Source organism: Moritella sp. (genome assembly GCF_033791185.1).
Taxonomy (GTDB): Bacteria; Pseudomonadota; Gammaproteobacteria; order Enterobacterales; family Moritellaceae; genus Moritella.
The window spans coordinates 1-19,318 of the sequence record NZ_JASJHF010000201.1 but is presented as its reverse complement, the minus strand read 5'-3'; the positions used below and the strand labels follow the sequence as shown (position 1 = coordinate 19,318).

The 19,318-nt window shown below is 43.2% G+C and carries 14 protein-coding genes and 1 tRNA gene; 6 read left to right on the top strand and 9 right to left on the bottom strand.

All coding sequences use genetic code 11. From position 1 onward, the window contains the following. Window positions 1–186: 186 nt before the first annotated feature. The 4 genes from QNK26_RS12090 to QNK26_RS12075 form a co-directional block, all read right to left on the bottom strand. A tRNA-Arg gene (locus QNK26_RS12090) sits at window positions 187–262 on the bottom strand. A gap of 103 nt (window positions 263–365) precedes the next feature. Further along, entirely contained in the window at window positions 366–1,148 is a 783-nt protein-coding gene (locus tag QNK26_RS12085) for an ABC transporter ATP-binding protein (protein ID WP_319223231.1), read from the bottom strand. Further along, complete coding sequence (locus QNK26_RS12080) at window positions 1,145–2,185, bottom strand: iron ABC transporter permease (protein ID WP_319223230.1); 1,041 nt, start codon at window positions 2,183–2,185, stop codon at window positions 1,145–1,147. The genes QNK26_RS12085 and QNK26_RS12080 overlap by 4 nt, the downstream gene beginning before the upstream one ends. Before the next feature lie 2 nt (window positions 2,186–2,187). Further along, window positions 2,188–3,108 carry an ABC transporter substrate-binding protein gene (locus tag QNK26_RS12075; protein WP_319223229.1) on the bottom strand — a complete coding sequence of 307 codons (921 nt, stop codon included), beginning with the start codon at window positions 3,106–3,108 and terminating at the stop codon, window positions 2,188–2,190. A gap of 283 nt (window positions 3,109–3,391) precedes the next feature. On the opposite strand from QNK26_RS12075, the gene QNK26_RS12070 reads away from it, so the two are divergent. Then, window positions 3,392–3,925 (top strand): cobalamin adenosyltransferase, encoded by a 534-nt coding sequence (locus tag QNK26_RS12070; protein ID WP_319223228.1) that lies wholly within the window; start codon window positions 3,392–3,394, stop codon window positions 3,923–3,925. A 33-nt stretch (window positions 3,926–3,958) separates the two neighbouring features. On the opposite strand, the gene QNK26_RS12065 is transcribed toward QNK26_RS12070, so the two are convergent. Then, window positions 3,959–5,314, bottom strand: coding sequence for an MBL fold metallo-hydrolase (locus QNK26_RS12065; protein WP_319223226.1), 1,356 nt, complete (start codon window positions 5,312–5,314; stop codon window positions 3,959–3,961). Between the two features lie 348 nt (window positions 5,315–5,662). On the opposite strand from QNK26_RS12065, the gene QNK26_RS12060 reads away from it, so the two are divergent. Continuing rightward, the gene (locus tag QNK26_RS12060; protein ID WP_319223225.1) at window positions 5,663–6,502 is read left to right on the top strand and encodes a LysR family transcriptional regulator; all 840 of its coding nucleotides are present in this window, start codon (window positions 5,663–5,665) and stop codon (window positions 6,500–6,502) included. 135 nt (window positions 6,503–6,637) lie between these two features. Further along, window positions 6,638–8,689 (top strand): alkyl/aryl-sulfatase, encoded by a 2,052-nt coding sequence (locus QNK26_RS12055; RefSeq protein ID WP_319223224.1) that lies wholly within the window; start codon window positions 6,638–6,640, stop codon window positions 8,687–8,689. A 107-nt stretch (window positions 8,690–8,796) separates the two neighbouring features. Here QNK26_RS12055 and QNK26_RS12050 read toward each other — a convergent pair whose 3' ends face one another. Further along, window positions 8,797–9,894, bottom strand: a complete 1,098-nt coding sequence (locus QNK26_RS12050; protein ID WP_319223223.1) for an OmpA family protein — start codon at window positions 9,892–9,894, stop codon at window positions 8,797–8,799. Window positions 9,895–10,688: 794 nt separating this feature from the next. On the opposite strand from QNK26_RS12050, the gene QNK26_RS12045 reads away from it, so the two are divergent. The 3 genes from QNK26_RS12045 to QNK26_RS12035 are packed head-to-tail and all read left to right on the top strand — an operon-like array spanning window position 10,689 to window position 14,627. Then, window positions 10,689–12,647 (top strand): DUF3604 domain-containing protein, encoded by a 1,959-nt coding sequence (locus QNK26_RS12045; RefSeq protein WP_319223221.1) that lies wholly within the window; start codon window positions 10,689–10,691, stop codon window positions 12,645–12,647. Between the two features lie 52 nt (window positions 12,648–12,699). After that, complete coding sequence (locus tag QNK26_RS12040) at window positions 12,700–13,587, top strand: peptidylprolyl isomerase (RefSeq protein WP_319223220.1); 888 nt, start codon at window positions 12,700–12,702, stop codon at window positions 13,585–13,587. Then, window positions 13,584–14,627, top strand: coding sequence for a HupE/UreJ family protein (locus QNK26_RS12035; protein WP_319223218.1), 1,044 nt, complete (start codon window positions 13,584–13,586; stop codon window positions 14,625–14,627). The genes QNK26_RS12040 and QNK26_RS12035 overlap by 4 nt, the downstream gene beginning before the upstream one ends. A 59-nt stretch (window positions 14,628–14,686) precedes the next feature. Here QNK26_RS12035 and QNK26_RS12030 read toward each other — a convergent pair whose 3' ends face one another. From QNK26_RS12030 to malQ, 3 genes are all read right to left on the bottom strand, one after another. Next, complete coding sequence (locus QNK26_RS12030) at window positions 14,687–15,295, bottom strand: MarC family protein (protein ID WP_319223217.1); 609 nt, start codon at window positions 15,293–15,295, stop codon at window positions 14,687–14,689. Between the two features lie 426 nt (window positions 15,296–15,721). After that, on the bottom strand, window positions 15,722–17,701 hold the full coding sequence (gene glgB / locus QNK26_RS12025) for a 1,4-alpha-glucan branching protein GlgB (RefSeq protein WP_319223216.1): 1,980 nt from the start codon (window positions 17,699–17,701) through the stop codon (window positions 15,722–15,724). Window positions 17,702–17,797: 96 nt separating this feature from the next. Continuing rightward, window positions 17,798–19,318: 4-alpha-glucanotransferase (gene malQ / locus QNK26_RS12020; RefSeq protein WP_319223214.1), on the bottom strand; the 1,521-nt coding region annotated here is incomplete at its 5' end.

The window sequence follows — 19,318 nt, the reverse complement described above, 5'->3', positions numbered from 1 at the left end:
AACCGCTAGTGCCCTCACTAGCGTTTTTTTAATCGTTATGCACATCAATATTTACGCTGCCCTACAAATCGTTCCGATACAAACTCCCCTCGAAATCAATCCATATTATTAGCTTTAAAATGCAATTATTAAGTAATTCTCTATTTCTTCTATTGACAGGTTGAAATAGGTTAATTATTGATTAACTGGTATCCCCTGCGAGATTTGAACTCACGTCTAAGACTTAGGAGGTCCTTGTTCTATCCAGCTGAACTAAGGGGACATTTGTGTAGTTGATTATATATAACCGCAATCAAAATAACAGCGTAATAATCCTAATCCGCAACAATAATTAAGTATATGAGTAATTTGCGGTTTAGATCACATCACCTTTTATACGGCGAAACAATAGTATTACCTGATTTGGGGTGTTGACATACCCGCACTAGGTCTTGATATAAATAGGCGATGTTAGTTTCGCTTAATACATCATTGGGTTTGCCCACTGCCATCACTTGCCCCTGATTAACTAAAATTAACCGATCACAAAATTCCGCCGCGGTATTTAAATTATGCATAGCCACCAGCGCTGATTTACCTTGTCGACACGCTTGGTGTAATACATTCATCAGTTGCGATTCATGGCCGATATCCAGACTCGCGGTCGGTTCATCAAGTAACATCAATGGCGCATCTTGGACTAACAAACGCGCAAAATTAACCAGTTGCTTTTCACCACCCGATAATTCAGTCACGAGGCGGTCTTGCAAGTGGCTAATACCCACTAGCGCTAACGCTTGTGTGGTTTGTGATGCAATCGTTTTTGCTGACACCACTTGGCTTTGCTGTTTAACATGAAACCCTAAACCGATGGTTTCCAGCACGCTAAACGGAAACGCGGCTTCATTGTATTGCGGCAAATAACTCAACTGACGAGCACGGGATAAATGTGACAACGTAGATAATGATTGTTGCTTAAGCAGTACATCTCCACAGCTATAAGTCTGAAAGCCACTTAAACATTTCATTAAGGTGCTTTTACCTGCACCATTAGGGCCAATGATCCCCACCAATTCACCCACTTGAATCGAAAATGAAATATCGTTTAATAAGATTTTAGAGCCCGCTTTATAGCCCAAACCAGAAACCGTCAGTAATGCTGAACTCATGCTAAGTTTCCTTTTCGCTGAAAACGGATAATTAAACCAATAAAGTAACAGCCGCCAATAAAGGAGGTGATGATGCCAACTTTGAGTTCATTTGGCGCAATGATCCAGCGCCCTAACAAGTCACACATCAGCAGAAAAATAACGCCAAATATCGCCGAGAAAGGCAGTAGCTTTTCATGTGCTGGTCCCATAATTAAACGCACTAAATGCGGCACCATTAAACCGATAAAACCAATGGGTCCAGCGACAGCAATCGACATAGCGGTTAGCAAGGTGGCATACAACAACAATTTAAATCGTGTTTTTTTCACATTCAAGCCTAAGCCATGAGCGCTTTCTTCCCCTAAGGCTAACAGATTTAACGACCGACTTTCTCTTAACAATAAAACCGATACCACCGCGATAACAGGCGCTGGCCACATTAGCTGCGACCAAATTCGACCATCTAATCCACCCATCGCCCAAAACACAAATTGGCTCATCTCATATTGCTGCGCCATTAACAACAGCCCCATTCTTGCACCACCCAATAAACTCGATAACGCCAACCCCGTTAAAATGAGAAACAAAATCTGAGTGGAAGAATGACGAGATGCGAGTAGATAAATTAACCCCGCCGCAGCCAATGCACCCGCGGTCGTAAAAATAGGTAACCACATAGGGTCTAGCACCGCTAAGCCGGTGACAATCGCCAGCACAGCACCAAAGCTACTGCCAGAACTAACACCTAACACATCAGGACTCGCTAATGGATTTTTGAATAACCCCTGCGTGCAAGCACCAGCAAGCGCCAGTGCCCCACCCGCTAGAATAGCGGCACAAGCACGAGGTAAACGAATATGTAACACAATCGCAGAGGCTAACGGTTGCTCTTTTAGTGCCAATTCACTGCCCCCGACTAGATAGGCTTTAAACAGATCTAAAATATCTAAAATAGGAATGTAGATAGCGCCTAAGCTCAAGTACAGTAAGAATAACCCTATAAATAAAAGCGCAGAACACAGTATTTGCACTGAAGTAAATCGATAAAAAGACATATTTACTTCTTATATACAGAATGATTAATAAAACGGATCGCATCCACGTAATACTGGCTATATACACCGCGCAGAGCATGAGGAACTTGATAGACTCGGTTATGCTTAATGGCACTCACCGATTGCAATGAGGGGTCGGATAACACGGTTTGCCTAAACTTATTGGCGGTATTTTCGTCTCCATATACCCACGCAGGTATAAATAATACCTCTGGATTTAACGCGATGATCATTTCTTTAGAGATCGGCACTTGGCCATATTTGTCTGTGGCGTAATCTTTAATTATATTGACGACATGTGCTTGTTCTAACAGGCCATTCCACGAAGATGCCTTGCCACTAGAAGTTCCCCAAGGGTTGTAATCCATGCCTGTTAACTTATGGTCCACGGGCACAACATCAGCCTTTAACCGTGAGCGCATCGTCGCCACAATTTTCAGCGCTTCGGCATTTTTATTGACGATCTTACCCACGCGTAATATTTCAGTCTCAATATCAGTGAGATTATTAGGCGCTTGCAAACGAAACACGGTAATGCCCGCATTCTCTAAAATAGTAAGTTTGCCAGGATCAGTCCAGTTCGCGGCAAACACGATATCTGGGCGATTAGCGATAATCATTTCAATGTTCAACCCTAATAACGGCACACCTTTAGGCAAACGCTCAATAATAAGTGAGTAATTAGGATTAATGGCAAGGTCGGTTAAACTGGATAAAGCCGAATCATCGACGAGATCTAATAATACTGCATCCGTAAATAAGGTTTTTGATGAAATCCTTTGCGGCTGTTTTTCAATGACCATGGATCTGCCTAATCCGTCAGTGATGGTCAATGGATAGCTGGTATTCGCCAATAATGAAGGTGAAAATGAAATAGATAAAATGAACGTATAGAAAATATGCTTAAAACTAGCCCAAGACATGGAAACTCCTGTAAATCGCGTACAAATTAAAACGCTTTACCTGATTGTAAACCGTGATCTTAGAATCTGACTCAGTGCCATAACATCATTAATCATGCTATTAGCACCACACAGTGGCGCGCCCGTTACGGATTTTCACCGTATTCAAAAGATGCCGAGTATTGTACGTGGCTATAGCAAGATATTCTACATAAGTACAAAAAGATAATATAACGCACCTATACCCAGTAAATAACAAGCTATGTTAAGGTAGCTCATTAAATTCTAATTAAGCGGTAACGTAATGACATTAAAAGCGTCGGGCAATATAGATGAACTTTGCTATCCTTTCATTTTTGAAGACAGCCCTCTTTGTGACTTTGAGATATTAACGGATGAGTTATGTACTTATACAGGACTTGCGTTATCACAAATAACCAACACGGAAGTTCGAGAATCGCTTGAACGTTTACAGCCAAAGATTTTTAATCTGAATGGGTCTATCCGTGGTAAATGTGGGATCTTTGAAGAAGATATACAAGCGCTTTTAACAGACCTTAATCACTTTAAAGCCCAAGTCACAGATAATGCAAAACGCTTTGTACTGCCAAGAGGTACCGGACCTGTGATCCAGCTGCATCAATGTCGCAGTTTAAGTAAGAAAGTCGTGCGCCAATTAGTACTGGTGGATAAAGCCGGAAAGAACATTCCAGAAACCCTACCCCGCTTTGCTAATGCCTTGACCAATTATTACTTCGCACTAACACGTGTATTGAACCAAGAGGCAGGTGTTGCAGAACCGGAATACGTTAGTATTAACTATCCTAAACTAAAATAGCGGTAACGCAGTAACGGCATCGAACTATTGAGGTTAAAGTCGTAATATCTTATGGTAGCTCGCGACTTCAACATCAAATTTAGTATGTTGGCGTAAATGATCGCGCATTGCTTCACTGGCATCAGGATCACCGTGAACCAATTGAATTTGCGTATTTTTGGTTAACTTTGACGCTTGCAGCCAATTGGTTAAGTCAAGGTAATCACCATGTCCAGATAAGCCATTTAATACCTCAATATCGGCTTTTATCGGTAACCATTGACCATGAATTTTAACCCGTTCACAACCCGACAACATTTTCGCCCCACGGGTACCACCACTGACATAACCGATAAACAATACCGTTGTACGATGATCGCCAATCAACCGTTTCATATGATGGATAATACGCCCACCCGTTGCCATGCCACTACCGGCAATAATGATGTGCGGCATCACAATATCATGCAGTAATTTTGATTCTTCAACATCTCGGGTAAACTGAACCAAGTTAGTCATCGCATGGCATTGCGCTCTGTTTAATCGGTGTAACTCATCAAACTGACAGTAAATATCAAACACACTAATTGCCATGGGGCTATCGAGGTAGATGGGTAATTTAGGAATACGTTCTTCGGCGATCAGAGTTGCTAACATATGTTGAATAGCCTCCGTTCTGCCCACGGCAAAACTGGGGATTAACAATGTCCCGCCCTTTTTCGCCGTGGCGTTAACCACTTGGGCTAACTGTTCATACGGATCATCATCGCCGTGTAAGCGATTACCATAGGTAGATTCAAGCATTAGCAGGTCAAGGTTAGGTAAAGGTTTAGGTGGATACATGATGACATCGTCAGGCTGACCAATATCACCGGAGAACCCTATTCGTTTACCTTCAACCTGCAAAATAACACTCGCAGCCCCTAAGATATGACCGGCAGTTTGCAGTGTCACCGTAATATTGCCAATTGTAAAAGCTTGATCAAAAGGTACCGCTTTAAATAGCGTTAAGCTATCCACTGCAGTCTTCTTGTCATACAAGGGTTCAGGGGATTTGTGTTTACTAATTTTATATTTACTAAAATAGCGGGCATCCTCCTCTTGGATCTTACCGCTATCCGGCAACAGAATACCGCATAAACTGATCGTCGCGGCATGCGCATAAATAGGCCCTCGGTAACCTTGCTTATATAAGGCCGGAATAAAACCAGAATGGTCTAAGTGTGCATGAGTGAGAACGATAGCATCGAGGGATTGAATATCTAACGGCAGCGGTTCGCGATTACGTTCCCGTAACCATTTGTAACCTTGATACATGCCGCAATCAATTAATATCTTAGTATTGCCCGATTCTACAAAATATTTTGAGCCTGTAACCGTTTCGGTGCCACCGAGAAAGGTAATATTCATCGTGTATATTCCTGCTGTGGTATAGTCGTCAATACCCACCAATACGGGACGGTTATTGACGATAATAAGTTAAGGTAGAAGAAAAGATCCTAAGATCCATACCAGCAAAGCGGGCCCTTACGAACCCAGCTATATAAGCCTTAAATCACATGCCAACTCCCTTTGAAACATAGCCCTTATTAAATATAGAACAGGAGTTGCTCTCTGCCTGTAATTAATATTAACAATATGATGGTTATAGTGTTTTAATACAGTGATATCACTAGGTACGCGATAACAAAGTGTTCAGTATTAAAGAGGTCGAATAGACGCGTATTGACTCATTATGGAAAGTAAATTGGAGGATAAATGAAGGAATTTGATATGAACTTAATTAAGCCTTTTATTAAGGTTTATGAGTTTAACTCTTTTACTAAAGCAGCTGATTTTTTGAATGTTTCTCAGCCTGCAATTAGTGCCTCAGTAAAACGCTTGGAAGAGTATTTAGGCTATCAATTATTCATACGCAGTGGTCGTAATTTAACAGCAACAACGAGTGCACAACAATTTTATCAACAGGTAGTGAGCATTGTCGATGTCGTAGATAATGCTATCGATTCTAAAAAACAGTTCATTGTGACTGCGCCAGAAAGCATTCTGTTAAAATTAATCGGCGTACCTAATACCAAATTGATTGAGTCAGGTGATACCGAAGATAAAACATTTAACGATTTACGTATGCGCACCATTGATTTGGCCATTGACAATATCACCCAAAAAGACAGTAGCTTTTGTTCTGAGTTAATCCACACCGAACCTTTAATATTGATTTGCTGCCACAGCCACCCCGAAATTCAAGGCCACATAACGATTGAGCAATACCGTCAGGCCGGTCATGTAGTCATGAACCTATTACGTCACAATATGCGTGCAGTTGAGTTTTTTAGTCAAAGCCCGATATTACGAGAACGGGATGTTAAAGTGCAGGTTTCTAGCCCCGCCAATGTGATGTTAGCGGTACAGGGAACACCTTATGTGGCCGCAATACCTGCCGGACTTTCTCACATAGCCAAATCCTTGCGCCTACAGGTACTGCCAATGCCCTTCACCATTCGCGAGATTGAATACCATATGATTTATCACAAGCGGTTCATTAAAGATCCTGTCCATAAAAAGCTACGCGATACGATTAAAGAAAACCTTATTTAGATTTAGCATAACCACTGCTTATGATAAGCATAAGCTTCACCCTGTTTTTGTTTATAGTGAATCCACTTATAGTTAGATCATCAAAACGAGGCAATAAATACCGCCTTATCTTATTGTTAATATGAGTGATGCATTATGAAAAAAACAACCTTAGCAACTTTAATTTTTTCCATTTCATTTGGCGCTGTTGCAGCACAACATGATCATGAACATTTTAGTGAGATTGGCAATCAAGGTGGTAAAGCCGCAACCCAAGCAACAATTGACTATAACCAAGATTTTTCTAAAACACTTAACTATAAAGATACCCGCGCTTTTGACAATAATAACCGCGGCTTAATTGCTGCATTTGATCAAAAAACCGGTGATCTTATCCGTAACAGTTTCGACTTTATTGACCCAAGTGCAGCCAATGCCGATAAAGCTCCCGATTCAGTAAACCCATCGCTTTGGCGCCAAGCAGTATTAAACCAAGCTGCAACAGGTCTATATGAAGTCGTTCCAGGTAAAGTGTATCAAGTTCGTGGGGCAGACCTTGCTTCAATCTCGTTTATCCGCAGTGACAACGGCTGGATCGCATACGACGTATTATTAACAAAAGAGTCAGCGGAACAATCACTTAAATTCTTCCAAGAAAATGTACCTGAAGCAGGCAACTTACCGATTGTCGCCATGATCTACTCACACTCACATGCCGATCACTTTGGTGGTTCTCGCGCAATTAAAGATGCGTTCCCAAATATAAAAGTATACGGTTCAAAAAACATCACCAAAGAGATTGTTGATGAAAATGTACTTGCAGGTAATGCCATGTCTCGTCGTACGGCATACCAATATGGCGCAACATTAAATCGCGATGAACACGGTATTGTTGATGCTGCGCTCGCAAAAGGCCTATCAACAGGCGAAATTACTTATGTGCTACCTGACTATGAATTAAACCAGAAAGATGAATTTGAAACATTAACCATTGATGGTCTAGAAATGATCTTTATGGATGCATCAGGTACAGAAGCATCATCTGAAATGGTCACTTACATTCCAAGTATGAAAACCCTATGGTCGGCAGAATTAACTTACCAAGGCATGCATAACTTATATACCCTGCGTGGTGCAAAAGTGCGAGATGGTTTGCTTTGGTCTAAAAAAATCAATGAGATGTTACATACATGGGGTAATGAAACTGAAGTGTTGTTCTCTGCTCACTCTGCGCCAGTTTGGGGGAATGAAGAAATCTCCGACTTCTTAAAAATGCAACGTGATGCCTATGGGTTCACCCACAACCAAACACTTCGCCTAGCCAACGATGGTTATGTAATGCAAGATTTAGGTGACAAGATTTATGAGGTAATGCCGCAATCAATTCAAAAGGCATGGTATACCAATGGTTACCACGGCACTTATTCACATAATGCACGTGCCGTTTATAACATGTACTTGGGTTACTTTGATATGAACCCTGCAAACCTTAACCCGCTACCTGTTGCGCCTCAAGCAGAGAAATTTGTTGAATACATGGGCGGCAGTGACGTGATAGTCAAAAAAGCTTACGCTGATTTTGAAAAAGGTGAATACCGTTTTGTCGCCACCGTATTAAATAAGGTGGTTCAAGTTGAGCCTAAAAACCAAGATGCACGTAAATTATTAGCTGATACCTACGAACAACTTGGTTACCAATCTGAAGGTGCTGGTTGGAGAAATATCTATCTAACAGGCGCTCAAGAGTTGCGTATCGGTACCAAACCAGGCGCACCTAAAACAGCATCTCCAGATGTACTTGCCAACATGACAATTGAAAATTTATTGGATTACATGGCTGTCAGAGTGGATTCATTGAAAGCACAAAATACCCCATTCACACTGAATGTTGTGTTACCCGATTCAAAAGACACGTTTTTTGTCGAAATGTCTAACGGTAACCTAAGTAATATCAAGGTAGAAGAAGCATTAGAAGCAGATGCCACACTGTATGTTAACCGCAGTGATGTAACTAAACTTGTGCTGAAGCAAACAACACTAGAAGCATTGTTTGCAGCAAAAGAAGCTGGCCTAAAAGGTGATAAAACAGTATTAAATAAATTGATGGGTTCTTTGGTTGAGTTTGATACTAAATTTGAAATCGTACCTCGCCCAGCGAAAGGAGAAGAGGTAGACGCTGAGCTCTATGATGTACATACAACACACTAGTATTGATTAATACGTTATATTTAAAAGCCAGCTTACGCTGGCTTTGTTATTTAACATACCGTGTTTTAGGGCTAACAAAACACAATATTATCAGTCATCAATATATTTTATTTATAGCTCACTTCAGCCATCACTCGGCGATTTTCTAAACGCCCTTCTTTAGTACTATTACTAGCAACCGGTTGTTCTTGCCCATAACCTACTGCAGTAACACGTGCAGCATCGCCGCCATATTCGTTTACGATAGTATCGCGAACCGCATCAGCACGGCGTTGTGATAGTTTTTTATTATAATCAGCATTACCACTACTATCCGAATGCCCAGCAATTTCAATATTTGCATTAGTGAACTGCGTCATCAAATCAGCAACCGCTTTAATCTCAGCTTTAGCACTTTCTGGAATGTCAGCCGAATTATTGGCGAATTTAACTTCTAGTTTAATCGATTCCGGTTCCTCTATTACAGCAACAACAATCGCACAACCATTTTCATCTAAATTCTCCAGAGACGGACTATCCGGACATTGATCGAGGTAATCGGCAACACCGTCACCATCGCGATCAAATGCACAACCCACAGCATCGACATAAACTCCGCTAGGCGTGCTAGGGCATTTATCATTTTCATCAAGGACCGCGTCACCATCACCGTCAAGTAACACAACAGCTGTTGCTTTATCTGACCCACCAAAAGCATAGCTAATACCAACAGTAACTAATGAATCCCAACGTTCCTCATCTAAGCTATTAATCATTTTAGCCTGTAATCGCGCAGACCACTTATGGTTAAAATGATAACGACTACCAAGACCTAGATTAAGCTGTGTTTCTTTTGTATCCGCCGAACCAGCATCAAACGAGCCATGACCAACACCAGCATTTAAGAACGGTTGAAAATTACCCATGGTCGGCGTGTAATAAAGGCCATCAAGGGTATATTGAGAATTATCGACATCAGCATTTCCAACCTTAGCGTCAGAACTACCATAAAGGTAGCTAACTTCAGCACCAAATTTAGGACTAATGACGTATTCACCACCAATCACCAATGCTTCGCCGTCTTCAATACCCAGATCCGAACCAAACATATGATAACCAACTGCAGGGTTTAAATAGGTTTTACCTGCCGTTTCAGCCAAGGCTGGCTGTAACCACACAACCATACCGCACACAATTAAACTCAACTTTCCACTTAGCTTTTTCATCAACCATCTCCTTGTTTTTTTAACAAGACTAGTAGACGTATATGAAATCAGCATGACATACATGATGTGAGTTTAAAAATGATAGCCAAAAAAATGAAACGCCCAGTTCAGCTGCAGTCGTAATTTAGAATTAACTACGTGTAGAACAAATAAGTAAATAAATACTACTCCAAGATACATATTTTAGTATTTATGTGAGCACATAACTTTAAGCATATATAGAGGTGTGTATAATACCCACATAATTAAAGCGCTTAATACGGCAAAATAACAATTATGATTAGAAAATACTGTAAATTTTCAATAAACAACCCAAAACTCCACAAGTTACACATTGCTCTATTACTGTGTATTGCGGTGTACTCGACCTATGAATTACTAGAAAATCATAATTTAATCTTTATTTTAGGTTTTGTGATTGTTTTACCATCATTGTTTTTACTCGCTAAATCAGCAGAATACGCAAGGAAATATTTCCCTTAGTATTTCTTAGTTAACATAGCTGGCAGGGGCGACTATTACCCCCTGCCAGCTATTTCTATCTGCTACTATCCAGCTAAATAGCCCCCCCTTCTTAATAAGCATTATCGTGCACCGTGTCATGTTTTACATTTCTTGCGCATTTTCGACCTATCAAACAATATTATTGTGACATTCTCCACTACACTCAGACAGAGCTGCCACAATTACTTCACACGATAAGTAAGGTAAGAACTGCCGTTCAGCGCGGTTCTCCCTGTCGCAGCCCAACAGCCCACTGCAGCCCTGGTTAGACAAAATAAACAGGAAAACTTATGCTAATCACTACAACATTTAAAAAAACGGCCATTGCATCCGTTGTGCTTACCACTCTTGCGCTCAGCCCAATTGCTCACTCGACAGGCAGCGGCGGTATTGTCAGCGATGATACCTCTGCGATGTTCTCGGCGGGTAAAAAAGTGACCTACTCACCCTATGCACAGCGTAATTTCCCAGATAGACCGCTTTGGGGGGATACCCATTTACATACCGCAATTTCATTTGACGCCGGCACTTTTGGCGCCTCCCTGCTGCCAGCGGATGCTTATCTGTTTGCCAAAGGTAAAGAAGTGATTTCATCAACCGGTCAGCCAGTCAGGTTATCGCGGCCGCTGGATTTTTTAGTGGTGGCAGATCACTCAGACAACATGGGGCTGTACCCTGAATTACAGTCCGGCGCCCCCTTTGTAATGGCAAGTGAAAAAGGCCGCGAATGGAATGCCATGATTAAAGCTGGCGGTCAGGAAGGCGTGAGAGCGGCAGCTGATATTATTGGCCTTTTTTCTCAGGGAAAATTCCCTGAAGAGTTAATGTCGTTGCCAGGTACCAGCCTCTATCGCAACACTTGGGATGGCATTATCGATGCGGCTGAAGATGCTAACGACCCCGGCCATTTTACTGCTTTCATCGGTTACGAATGGACCTCGTTAGATAAAGGCAATAACTTGCATCGCGTAGTGATGTATCGAGATAATGCCGATCGCGCCAAACTGTTAGAACCGTTTACCGCAACCCCTCCGCTGGGCAGTAATAACCCCGTTGATCTATGGCATTGGATGGATCGCTACGAAGAAAAAACCGCGGGCCAAGTATTAGCCATTGCCCATAATGGTAATCTGAGTAACGGTATTATGTTCCCAGAAACCACCACCTTTAAAGGTAATGAAATCGACAAAGAATACGTCGAAACCCGCGCTAAACGAGAGCGGCTATATGAAGTAACCCAAATTAAAGGCGACGGTGAAACCCATGCCTACCTGTCTACCAATGATGAGTTCGCTGACTATGAAACCTGGGATATCGGTAACCTCGATATCAGTGAGTTGAAAAAGAAAGAGATGTTAAAGGGTGAATATGCGCGCTCGGCACTGAAAACCGGATTGCAACTGGAGAAAAAACTCGGTACTAACCCTTACAAATTTGGTTTGATCGGCTCCACCGACAGCCATACTGGTTTAGCAACCGCTCAGGAAGACAACTTTTTCGGAAAACACTCCGGTGGCGAGCCCAACAAAGACCGCTTCTTACATCCTATGGCCAAAGTAGCCAAAGGAGAATACAAGGGTTATGCACCAGCGGCATCAGGCTGGGCGGCGGTATGGGCCAATGAAAATACTCGAGCCTCTATCTTCGATGCTATGCAACGCAAAGAAACTTATGCCACCACCGGCAGTCGCATGGTGGTGCGCTTCTTTGGTGGTTGGGATTTTGATATAAAAGACGCCAGCGACCGCCAACCGGCCAGAGCAGGTTATGCCAAAGGGGTTCCTATGGGGGCTAATCTGACCTCCCTACCTGAAGGCAAAAAAGCACCGACGTTTCTGGTCGCTGCATTAAAAGATCCACTCAGCGGTAATCTAGATCGTATTCAAATTATCAAAGGCTGGCTGGATAACAAAGGAGCGTTGCATGAAAAGGTTTACGATGTCGTCTGGTCTGATAATCGCAAAGTTGATGCTAAAGGCAAACTGCCTGCTGTTGGTAACACTGTCAATATCGCGAGTGCAACCTGGACTAATTCTATCGGTGAACCTGAGCTCATCACCGTTTGGCAAGATCCCAATTTTGATGCCTCACAAAGTGCTTTTTACTATGCGCGGGTTATCGAAATCCCCACCCCTCGCTGGACCGCTTACGAGGCTGAGTTTTATAACATAAAAATGCCTGCAGAAGTGCCAATGATCACTAGGGAACGCGCTTATACCTCACCAATCTGGTATACCCCGACGAAGTAAATAGCCGAACACAACCAATAGCCATACACCCAATAGGACGGTAGATAACATAATGAACCAAGTATTTAAAGAACCCTTGTTGGTATTTCTATTAATTGGCGCTGCGATATTCGCACTATTTCAGCAGGTGGCGGATGAAACGTTAGCGCCAAATGCAGAAATAGTCGTAACCACGGGTCATATACAAGTACTAACATCGGGTTTTGAAAAGCGCTGGCAACGTTTACCCAATGATCGGGAATTGGAGGGGTTGATCGAAAACTACGTGCGCGAGCAAGTACTGTACCGAGAGGCATTAGCGATAGGTTTGGATCGTGATGATCCGATTATTAAGCGCCGCTTGGTACAGAAGTTGGAGTTCTTATCCGAAGATATTGCCACAGCAAATGAACCCGAGGAACAACAACTGATCACCTATCTGGCCGCGCATCAGGAAAGCTACCGCCTGCCAGCTCGTTTCAGTTTTCGTCAGGTTTATATTAACGCCCGCAGACACGGTGAAAATGCGCAACATGAAGCAATTAAACTATTAACCATACTCAACCACAACGATAGCACTGCAGACACCTTGGGCGATCCGTTAATGCTCAGTCATCAATTTAAACGCATGCCAGAGAGCGAGGTTGAACGCGTATTAGGACATCCGTTTTTACAGTCGCTACGGGAAACGCCGACCGGTCGTTGGCAAGGGCCGATAGCATCCGGTTTTGGTTGGCACTTAGTGCGTATTGATGAGCGCATTGATGGTCGGCCAGCCAATCTTAATAGCGTGCGTAAACAAGTCGTTCGCGACTGGACATCATTACAACGTAGAGAGGCTAACAAGGCGGTTTATGAGCGCTTGCGTAAACGTTATAAGGTAACGGTGGCCGACTATGTAAATACTGACCGTGATATCCAGAGCACGATCGCGTTTTACATGACTAAGGTATGGTTATGAAACAATGCCTTTGCAGTATCATGCTGTTATTGCTTTCAGCTGCAACGGCCTATGCCGATGAATACCGCCCAGCTTACCTTGAGTTACAGCAACGCAGTGCCGAAGATTACGCCGTGCTGTGGAAAGTACCAACCCGTGGTTTGGATAAAAAATTGCCGCTGCAGGTGGTTTTTGCCAATGACATAAAAATCATCAAGCCGCTCAGCCGCACCATTGTCGGAGGCGCGCTGATTGAACGCTCTATTATTAGTCGCCGTGGCGGACTGGCAGGTACGACCATTACCATAGCGGGATTAACTGCGATATCCAGCGAAGTACTCGTGCGCATCCACCGACTTGATAGTTCCACTGATGTGGTACGCTTAACCCCCGCCGCGCCAGCATTCGTGGTCGCAACAGCCCCACATGGCTGGGACGTAGCTAAAACCTACTTAGTGTTCGGTGCCGAGCATATCTGGCAAGGCATTGATCACTTGTTGTTTGTGGCTTGCCTTATTTTTATTGCCGGTTCATGCCGACGTATATTGATCACCATTACTGGTTTTAGCATTGCCCATTCCATCACTCTGACACTGGCCGCGCTAGAGTTAATACAGGTTCCTGTACAACCCGTTGAAGCGGTGATTGCGCTTTCAATCGTATTTCTGGCCAGAGAGATTGTACAGTCACGGCGTGACACGTTAACTTGGCGTTATCCGATCTTGGTATCGGCTACGTTTGGCTTATTACACGGTTTTGGTTTTGCCGCTGCGCTGGGCGATATCGGCCTACCACAAGCAGAGATCCCAGCAGCGCTCTTGGCATTTAATGTCGGCGTTGAGATTGGCCAAATAGCATTTGTGACCGCGGTAATGGCTATCGTTTGGGCAGTGACCATGCTACTAAAAGGTATTCAACATTTACCCTATAGGCATAACTCGCCAGGGGTTATACACCATTCGGTTAACGGATTAAGTTATTTAGAGAAGCCGATAGCCTACGCGGTTGGTGGTATCACTATGTTCTGGATGATTGAGCGGGTAATGGTTTTTTGGGGTTAAATGTCAGTATCTAGCTAAGTGTCGGTTTCCCGACACTTATTCTTAGTGATAAAGTGCTGTTATAATCCGAAATATGCTTTAATCCCTTCCAGCGTATTTGCCGTTGCCACAGACGCTAAAATTAATCCCATGACTCGGCTAATCACACTTGCGCCACTGTTACCTATCACGCGGTGAATGCGGCTAGCACCAAGCATTAAGATAAGCACAACCAGTAATACGACTAATAATGTAGCTGCCACTTGAAGCTGTTCAAAAATAGAATATTTGGCATTCTCAGTCAGCAATACCGCTGCCAGCATCGCGCCTGGGCTCGCGATTGAAGGCATCGCCAACGGGAATATCGCCGTTTCACTGACATTTTTCGCCAATTTTACTTCTTGCTCTGGCTTGCTTTCACCAAAGATCATCGAAAGCGCAAACAAGAAAAGAATAATCCCTCCGGCAATTTGAAATGCCGACAGCGGTATATTCATCGCGGTAAGAATAATTTCACCGACCATAATAAATAAAATCAAAATTGCCGCCGCTGCTAACGTAGCAATCATAGCTATTTTTCTTTTCTCACGTTCGCTGTGTCGAGCTGTCACCGCCAAGAAAACAGGCACAGTCCCAATCGGGTCGATCACCGCAAATAAGAAGATAAAAATAGATACATAATCAATCATGATGTTTCTCCGTCGCATTTATACCGACTGGCAGATAAATGCATTGAAAATGGTACAGTAAGTTCGAAAAAGCACCCTTAATCACCGTAAAAACCAATCTGTTAAGCAAAGGCCAACCCGTTATTATTTAAGTATTTTAGCGCGAACTTACGCGATAGGTCCATGGGTGTTTATAAACTAATTGAAGCAAAATAACAGTCATATATGTAAAAGTATTGTAAAGTATTGTGAAGAGGGGAAATATAACCCACTTAACGCAGAATTGATGATGCTAATCACTGATAACAACGGCGTTCACCGGCAAAACAGCCGTTAGTTAGCTATCTATAAGACCCCGTCAGTCTATAAGAACCCGTCAGTAAGCCACAAAAAAACCAGCACGAGGCTGGTTTTTTTAATTATGATGCGTCATTGTTCAGCTGCTTACTACTGCGCTGGATGCCAACGATAAAACACAGTGGCAAGTGGCGGCAGGGTTAAACGTAACGAATCAGCAAGTCCCTGACTCGGTAATTTATCACTATCAGTACTGCTTACCACAGGGTAATTACTGCCCGCGTAACACTCAGCATCGGTGTTTAGCAGCAACTCATAACGACCTGCATTCGGTACGCCAATACGGAAGTTATCCCTTGGTATTGGGGTGAAGTTACTGATCACCAAAATACGTTCGCCATTGTCACCAATACGTTCATGGGCTAACACACTTTCGGTGTTGTTATCTTGTAATCGCCATTCAAAACCAGCCGGATCACAATCCAATTGATACAAGGCAACTTGTGCCTGATACAGTTGATTCAAATCTGCGGTTAAACGCTGGATACCAGCATTATTTGGATTAGCCAACACCCCCCAATCTAGCTGAGCATCATGATTCCACTCCGCTAACTGGCCTAATTCAGCGCCCATAAAGTTAAGTTTTTTACCTGGCTGGCCATACATATAACCAGTATATGCACGTAAATTAGCAAACTTCTGCCATTCATCACCGGGCATTTTACCCAGTAACGAACCTTTACCGTACACCACTTCATCATGCGACAAAGCCAGTACATAGTTTTCGCTAAAAGCATAAACTAACGGGAATGTGATGGTATCGTGATGGTAGCGACGGTTAATCGGTTCTTCCTGCATATAGCTCAAGCTATCGTGCATCCAGCCCATGTTCCATTTAAAACCAAACCCTAAGCCCCCTAAAAACGTCGGTTTTGATACCCCAGGATAGGCTGTTGACTCTTCAGCAATCGTCATGGCATTAGGAAAGTGGGTATAAACTTCTTCGTTCATCCACTTTAATACCTTAATGGTATCGTAGTTATGATTACCACCATCACAATTGGGGATCCACTCGCCATCATTACGCGAGTAATCGAGATACAGCATCGACGCAACGGCATCAACGCGGATACCATCAACATGGAACTGCTCTAACCAATACAAGCTATTCGATACTAAAAAGCGTTGTACATGATCACGACCACAATCATAAATATAACTGTGCCAATCTTGATGCCAACCGCGTTTCGGATCCGGATCATTAAATAATGGCGTGCCATCAAAATTAGCTAAACCGTGGTCATCTTCAGGAAAATGCGCGGGTACCCAATCGATGATCACACCAATACCGGCTTGGTGACATTGATCAACAAAAAATTTAAAGTCATCAGGATCACCAAAACGGCTGGTCGGCGCAAACATACCAATCGGCTGATAACCCCAAGAACCGTAGAACGGGTGCTCCGAAATCGGCATCAATTCAACATGGGTGTAATGCAGCTTTTGTAAATACGGGATAAGTTTGGCCGCTAATTGGCGGTAATTTAAAAACTCGCCCTGTTCGTCACGTAACCAAGAACCAACATGCAATTCATAAAATGATAATGCTTGTTTATGCTTTTCGGTGACTGCACGTTGTTGCCATGCGTTATCTTGCCATTGATAGCTGTCTTGTTGATACACGAGTGAGGCAAACGAAGGATACTGTTCTGCGTGTGCCCCCCATGGATCCGCTTTATGCGGTAAGCTTTTTCCAGCATGATCGACAATCGCAAATTTATAGCGTTCACCAACGTTTAAGTCAGCAATGAATACTCCCCACAAGCCCGCATCCAATTGGCGCAAGGCATGATCGTTGGTATTCCAGTCATTAAAATCACCAACCACACTGACTTTACTGGCATGCGGTGCAAACACTAAAAAGCGCACACCCGAGATACGCTGACCGGCATGCATAAAAGTAATACATTGGGCCCCCATCTCTTTGTGCATCAGTTTTGGAGTATGTAATGTTTCCATACTTGGCATCAAGCCAGAATATGCCTCAAGGTTGTGGATCACGGCCACACTAGCCTGCGCTACGACACTGTTTGCTAGAACATTGCGCACTGCTTTTGAAGTTGCCTGCATTGAAATATCCTTCTTCTCATTAAAGCAAAACAAGGAGACTGGCAAACCAGACTCCTTGTTTAATTTAAATTTATACTGTGCTTAATTTATCACAAATTAAGCGAGTTCATCTGCACATTTGCTGGCTTTAGCACGTGCCGCTGTCAACTCTGCCGCCAAATAATTAACATTCGGGCAGCTAAACATGTCATCCAATGTAGCAGATAGCTTACGGCGCCAGTTCGGATATTCATCAACCGTTCCGGGGACGTTCACAGGCTTATCCATGGCGAGCCAATCTTCGAGTTGCAAACTTAACAAGCTACTTGAACCGGCAGCTAAGTGTAATTGTAAACTGTTACTCAGCGCTTGGTCCATAGGCACATAATTTGCGTTGCGTCCTACAGATTCCGACAGGTTACCGTGCCACGATACACTGTTGAGTATTTCTTGTTTTGATTTACTACGATCATCAAACAAACTATTAAGCTGTGACGGGTCTGGATACAGGCCTATCTTTTGGCCTAACTTAAGGTCTTCACAATGCCAGAAGCCGCGTAGTGTTGGCATATCATGGGTACACAGGGTTGCCATTGATTGCGCTTGATAATGAGCTGGTGAGAAATAGCCGCCATCTTTCGCTGTTTCAAAAAAGAATACTTTGTAAGAATGAATCCCCGCGTCACTTAACAAGCTAACGATTTCATCAGGCACAGTCCCTAAATCTTCACCAATCACAGCGCACTGATGACGCTGACTTTCTAACGCCAAAATAGCCAGCATATCCTGCACTGGATAATACATATAAGCGCCAGCTGTAGCGTTTTCACCTTTCGGTATCCACCATAGGCGTAACAAGCCTAATACATGGTCGATACGTAGGGCACCACAATGCTGCATGTTAGCACGTAATAGTTGCACAAAAGCCTCATAACCAGTGGCTTTTAACTGCGCAGGATTCAGTGGCGGCAAGCCCCAATTCTGTCCTAAAGGCCCTAATACATCTGGTGGCGCGCCAATGCTTACGTCTTGACATAAAGTACCGTCATCGGCCCATACTTCAGCACCACTATCAGCAACGCCAACAGCTAGGTCTCGATAAAGTCCCATGTGCATGCCTTGCTCTAAAGCAAATTTTTGCACATCGCCGATCTGCTCATCTGCAATCCACTGCAAGTACATATACAGTTGAATCGCGGCTTTATTTTGTTTAATAAAAGCTTGTACCGCGTCACTGTTGATATCACGTAATTCAACAGGGAATACTTGCCAGCCCCAAACGCTATCATCTTTATCATGTAGCTGTTGATGAAGCGCATCAAAAGTTGCTTGATGCAGTAAGCTATCGCCACCTTTGGCAACAAATGCGGCAAAATCTTGCGCTCGCTGGCTATTTTTAGCCAAATGACGTTGTTGAAACTCGCTAAATAACAGCGGTAACACGCTCATTTTTAACCGTGATACTTCGCTGTAATCCACCCATTCAGTGGCTCGTACTGCATGTAACTCTTGTTGGAATTCATTACTGCCAACACGCTGTTGAGCAATTGAACATAATGCAAATTCCGGTACCGCGCTAACATCAATATATAAGATATTTAACCAACGGCGAGATGACGGGCTATAGGGACTAGCCCC